The following is a 5069-nucleotide window of genomic DNA, read 5'->3' as shown; positions in this document are numbered from 1 at the left end:
CGCGGCCAGCCTGAGCAGGGCGTGCAAAGCGGCCACCACCAGGGTGGACCCCCCTTTGCGCCCCCCGGTGACGATCCAGGGAACCCCGGTGCCCATCAGGGCCTCCTTGGCCTCCACCACGTTCACAAAGCCTACGGGCATCCCCAGGACCAAGGCGGGCCGGCTTCCCGCCTGGATGGCCCTGGCCAGGGCCAGGAGGAAGGTGGGGGCGTTTCCCACCCCCACCACGGCCCCCTCGAGAAGCCCCGCTTCCCGGGCGTAGCCCACCGCGGCCTCCGCCCGGGTCCCCCCCGTGGCCCGGGCCCGGGCCACCACCTCGGGGTGGGTGAGGAGCTCCACCACCTCGTTGCCGAAAAGGGCCAGCCTTTCCGGGTTCAGCCCGCAGGCGATCATCCGGGCGTCCACCAAAATCCGCGCGCCCCCCATGAGGGCCTTAAGGCCCGCCTCCACCGCGCCGGGGCTAAAGCGGGCCAGGTCCTTGTACTCGAAGTCCGCGGTGGCGTGGATCATCCGGCGCACCACCGGCCACTCCAGTTCGGAAAACCCGTGGGGCCCAGCCTCCAGGTCCACCACGCGGAAGCTCTCCTCCTCGATGGCCCGACCCTTTTCGGTCATCTGGTGGGTGGGGTTGAGCCGCCTCTGGATCAGATCATCCACGGTACACCTCCGGATCCGGAAAGGCGGCGAGAAGCCGCCCCTGGTCAAAATCCGTCAGGGCCACGCTCACCCGGGGCCTCGGCCCTATATAGGCCTGCAGCCGCTCTTGGGCGAGGCGCACAAGCCTGAGGAAGAAGCCCTCCAGCCCCTCCTCGAGGGCGATCTCCATGAACCTCCGGGCGGTGGGGGCCTCCTGCCCCTCCCTGAGGGCGCGGGCGGAGGCCCCGCTCTCGGCGAGAAGGCCCAGCAGAAGCCCCCGGTTCACCTCCCCCCCCGCGGCATGAGTCATGGTCTTTCCATCAGCCATCTTGGATATTTTCCCAATCATACCCACGATCCGCACCACCTCGATCCCCAGCTTCCGGGAGGCCTTGAGCACATCCCCCACAAAGTCCCCCATCTCGATGAAGGCCATCTCGGGCAGGTGGGGCAGAAGCCGCATGGCGAAGCGCTCGCTCTTCCCTCCGGTGGTGGCGGCGACCTCCAAAAGCCCGTTCGCCCTGGCCACCCCCACCGCCTGGACCACGCTCATCCGGAAGGCGCTGGTGGAGTAGGGCTTGACGATCCCCGTGGTCCCCAAGACGGAAAGCCCCCCCAGGACGCCAAGCCGGGGGTTCAGGGTCTTTTTGGCCAGCTCCTCTCCCCCCGGGATGGAGATAACGATCCGCAGGGGCCGGTCCGTGACCTCCCGCACCGAGTCCCAGATCATCCGGCGGGGCACCGGGTTGATGGCGGGCTCCCCCACCGGAAGCCCCAGGCCCGGCCGGGTCACCGTCCCCACCCCTTCCCCAGCCTCGAGGGCGTCCTGGCTGGCCCAGCAAACATAGGCCTGGATCTCCGCCCCATGGGTCACGTCGGGGTCATCCCCCGCGTCCTTGATGAGCCCCGCCAAAACCCCCTCCCCCTTTCGCTCGAGGCGGTGGACGGAAAAGGTCTGCCGCCAGCCCGCAGGGAGCCAGATCTCCACCTCCTTCACCTCCTGGCCCAGAAGGGCCAAAGCGGCGGCCTTGGCGGCCGCGGCGGCGTTGGCCCCGGTGGTGAAGCCGATGCGGCTGCCCTTTTTGTCCCTGGGAGGGGGATAGGGGTGGGCCAAGGCCGGCCTCCTAAGGCGCCGCGGGACGCAAGGTGTAGACCCTAAGCCCCACCAGGAGGGCGAAAAGGGAAAAGCCGAGGGGAAGGGCGAAGGCCTCGAGGTCAAAGGCCGAAAACTCGGCCAGGGCAAGCCCCATGGCGGTGAAGGCGACCACGTACCCCAAAAGCCCGCTCGCCCTCCGGGCCCGCCCGCCATCCCGGGCCAGGCCCTGGAGCCGGGCCGCAAGGAGGCCATCCACCCCGTCCACAAGGGCCATGCCCAGGGTGAAAAAAAGGCCAAGCCGAAGGGGGTGCATCTGGGCGGAGAGGGCCAGGGCGGAAAGCTGGCTTGCGGTTTCAAACCCGAGGCCGAAAAGCGCCCCTAAAAGGAGGGGGTTCGGGACGGGAAGCCGGGCCGGGCCCCTACCCTGAGCCCCTTTGCGCCCAGCCAAGGCCAGTTGGTAAAGGGTGAGGCCTCCCACTAGAAGGAGGAGCCAGGCGGAAAGGTGGTACTCTTCCCAGGGAATACCCTTGAGGACCAGGGCGGCTGGAAAAGCCAGAAGGGTCACCACCGCCCCATGCCCCAGGGCGAAGAGGAGACCCATCCAGGGGGAAGGGCGCAGGCGCGCAAGGCCATCCACCGCCGCCAGATGATCGGGGTCCAGCCCGTGGCGCATCCCCAGGGCCACGGCCAGGAACTCGAGGCCCGTCACAGGGCCTCCTGCCGTGGGTAAGCCGACTTTTCCGGAAGGCCAATAAACCGGTGGGTTTTTTTCATCCCAGGCCTCCTTTCACCCCTGCTCGGGGGCAGGTGAGGCGCGCACCGGGGCGGGTATTCGGGCTTCCGGCCTAAGGGCCGGTTACCGTTGCGGCACAGCGCCGGACTTGCACCGGTCTTCCCCCTTTGCTGCCCCAGGACATCCGGGCCCTGGGGCACCCCGGCCGCTTTCTCGGGCCCCTATCGGGGCTTAGCCAACTTTATACCCCCGGCCGCTTCCCCCGTCAAGGGAGGGTGCCGGACACCCAGGCGGGTCTTCCTATAATGGGAACATGAAAACCCTTATCCTCACCGTAGGCACCTCGAGGCCGCCTTTGGAAGAGGCCCTGGCCCAGCACGCCCCCCAAGGGGTCATCTTCATCGCCAGCCAGAAGAGCTTTCCCGTGGCGGGGGAGCTCGTGAAGGAGTATGGAGAGGCTTTGAAGCACCACACCCTCATCCTCGAGGACGAAGAAAGCCTCGAGGAGGCCTACAAAAAGGCCCTCGAGGCCCTGAAGAAGGCCCTGGAATGGGAGGCCACCGCCATCGTGGCCGACTTCTCGGGCGGGACCAAGCCCATGGCCGCGGGCCTGGTGCTGGCCCTCACCGGGCGGGGGGTGACCTTCAGCTACGTGGGCGGACGAAAGCGCGACCCCGAGACGGGCCGGGTTCTTTCCGGGCATGAGCAGCTCCGCCTTTTGGAGGATCCCACGGCCCGCTACGGCCTGAGGGAATGGGAGGGCTTCGTGCGGAACTTCAACGCTTTGAACCTCCCCGCGGCCATCTCCGAGCTGGACGCCCTCCTGAAAAAACCCCTCTCCCCCAGCGAAGTCCGCTTCTACGGGGCGCTTAAGGGGGTGACGGAAGGCCTCCTTCATTGGGACCGGTTTTGGCATGAAAGGGCCCTGGAAGCTTTAAACACCCACCTGGACGTGGCCCTGGCCGTGGCGGAAGCCTGGGGGCATGGGGCCAAGGTCCGGGTGCTGAAGGAGTTGGAAGGGGCGAGGGAGAACCTTAAGACCATCGTGGAGAAGGGGAAAAGGCCCACCTTTGCCCTTCTGGCCGACCTTTTGGCCAACGCCGACCGGCGCTTTCGCGTGGGCCGGTACGACGACGCCTTAGCCCGGCTCTACCGGGGCCTCGAGCTGGCTGCCCAGGCGGATCTCTATGAGCGACTGGGCATCGACCTCAAAGACACACAGACCTTTCCTAAAGAGTTCCCCGAAGGGCTTCGGGAGACGGCCCTCCGGACCCGGGGCCTGGCCGAGGTGCTGGACGTGTCCTTCAACATCGACCTCTTTTATAATCAAAGCGGGACCTTGGCCCAAAGGCTTTACAGCGATTTCCAAGGAAGGCTCCAGCCCCTTTTGAAAAAGCGGCACGAGAGCATTCTCGGGCACGGAACCAACCCTGTGAAAAAAGAGGACTACGAAAAGTTCCGGGCCTACTTTGACGAGATGGGCCTAAAGGCCCTCCCTCCCTGGCCGGCTTTCTGATGCACTTGTACCTGCTCCATCAGGGAAGTCTATCCCGCTTGGAAAAGGGCCGGTTTGTTCTGGAAGAAAGGGGGCCGGGCAGGAAACAAATTCTGGAATCTTTGCCAGCTCGCAAGGTGCGAAGCGTGTCTGTCTTTGGGAACGTGGGGTTCTCCACCCCTGCTCTTGCTTTTCTGCTCAGGCAGGGCGCAACGATATATTTTTTCTCTATCGAAGGATCTTTCTATGGCACTCTCGCACAAAATCCAGAACCCCATCCAGCAGTCCTTAGGGCGCAACTTCAAACTCCTCCGTTTTCTCTGGCCAGGGCCTTTGTGCTGGGCAAAATGCGTTCTGCAAAAGCTCTCCTGGAGCATTACCACCTTTCGACAGCTCAGATGGACGGTTACCTTTCGGACTTGGAACGGATTGGCGACCTGAGGCGGTTGAGGGGGATAGAAGGAATAGCTGCTCGTGAATACTTCCACAGGTTCGCAGAGATCCTTTCCAATTATAGCTTCCACGAACGAAACAGACGACCACCCAAAGACGCTGTGAATGCGGCGCTTTCCTATGGATACGCGCTTTTGCTAGGCCAGACATTAACAGCCGTCCGGATAGCGGGCCTCCATCCCGAGATAGGCTTTTTGCACACCACCGGAAGGCGAAGGCCTGCTCTGGCCCTGGACCTTATGGAGGAGTTTCGCATTGCCTTGGTGGACCAGATCGTTGTATCTGCTTTCCGAAGGGGCATCTTTCAGGATCTACACTTTGAAAACCGAAATGGGGGCGTGTTTCTCACAGAGGAAGGAAGAAAGGAGATGATTCGGCTCTTTGAAGCTCGCCTGTCCACGGAAGCAAAGCACCCCCTTGGGTTCAGAAAACCCTACAAGGAGATACTTATGGTCCAGGCCCACCGCCTCAAAGCCGCACTTCTTGCCAAAGGCACCTATACCCCATTTTATCTGAAATGAGGAAAAGCCCCGAGCGCTAAGGCGCATTTGTCCATTCAAGTTGTGTAAGGAATGATAAGAAAGGGCTTTTGGCTCAGGAATTTAGACCTTGACAACTTTTCCGGTCAGTGGTAAGCTTCCCCTCAAAGGCCGGGG

The 5069-nt window shown here is 63.7% G+C and carries 5 protein-coding genes and 1 riboswitch; of the genes, 2 read left to right on the top strand and 3 right to left on the bottom strand.

Going from position 1 to position 5069, the window contains the following annotated elements:
- From C4301_RS09295 to C4301_RS09285, 3 genes are all read right to left on the bottom strand, one after another.
- A partial coding sequence (locus tag C4301_RS09295; protein WP_352414801.1) for a precorrin-8X methylmutase occupies positions 1-657 on the bottom strand: 657 nt, incomplete at its 3' end.
- Entirely contained in the window at positions 650-1750 is a 1101-nt protein-coding gene (locus C4301_RS09290; RefSeq protein ID WP_352414800.1) for a cobalt-precorrin-5B (C(1))-methyltransferase, read from the bottom strand. The genes C4301_RS09295 and C4301_RS09290, both read right to left, overlap by 8 nt.
- A 10-nt stretch (positions 1751-1760) precedes the next feature.
- The gene (locus C4301_RS09285) at positions 1761-2441 is read right to left on the bottom strand and encodes a nickel permease (RefSeq protein ID WP_352414799.1); all 681 of its coding nucleotides are present in this window, start codon (positions 2439-2441) and stop codon (positions 1761-1763) included.
- A 97-nt stretch (positions 2442-2538) separates the two neighbouring features.
- A riboswitch (cobalamin riboswitch) is annotated at positions 2539-2683 on the bottom strand.
- Between the two features lie 95 nt (positions 2684-2778).
- Between C4301_RS09285 and C4301_RS09280 the strand changes: the two genes are divergently transcribed.
- Together C4301_RS09280 and cas1 are read left to right on the top strand one after the other, a co-directional pair.
- Positions 2779-3981, top strand: a complete 1203-nt coding sequence (locus tag C4301_RS09280; RefSeq protein ID WP_352414798.1) for a TIGR02710 family CRISPR-associated CARF protein — start codon at positions 2779-2781, stop codon at positions 3979-3981.
- Complete coding sequence (gene cas1, locus C4301_RS09275; protein WP_352414797.1) at positions 3981-4934, top strand: CRISPR-associated endonuclease Cas1; 954 nt, start codon at positions 3981-3983, stop codon at positions 4932-4934. The genes C4301_RS09280 and cas1 overlap by 1 nt, the downstream gene beginning before the upstream one ends.
- Positions 4935-5069: the final 135 nt, after the last annotated feature.

The sequence above is a fragment of the Thermus sp. genome, assembly GCF_040290245.1.
Taxonomy (GTDB): domain Bacteria; phylum Deinococcota; class Deinococci; order Deinococcales; family Thermaceae; genus Thermus_A.
This window is presented reverse-complemented; position numbering and strand designations above follow the sequence as displayed.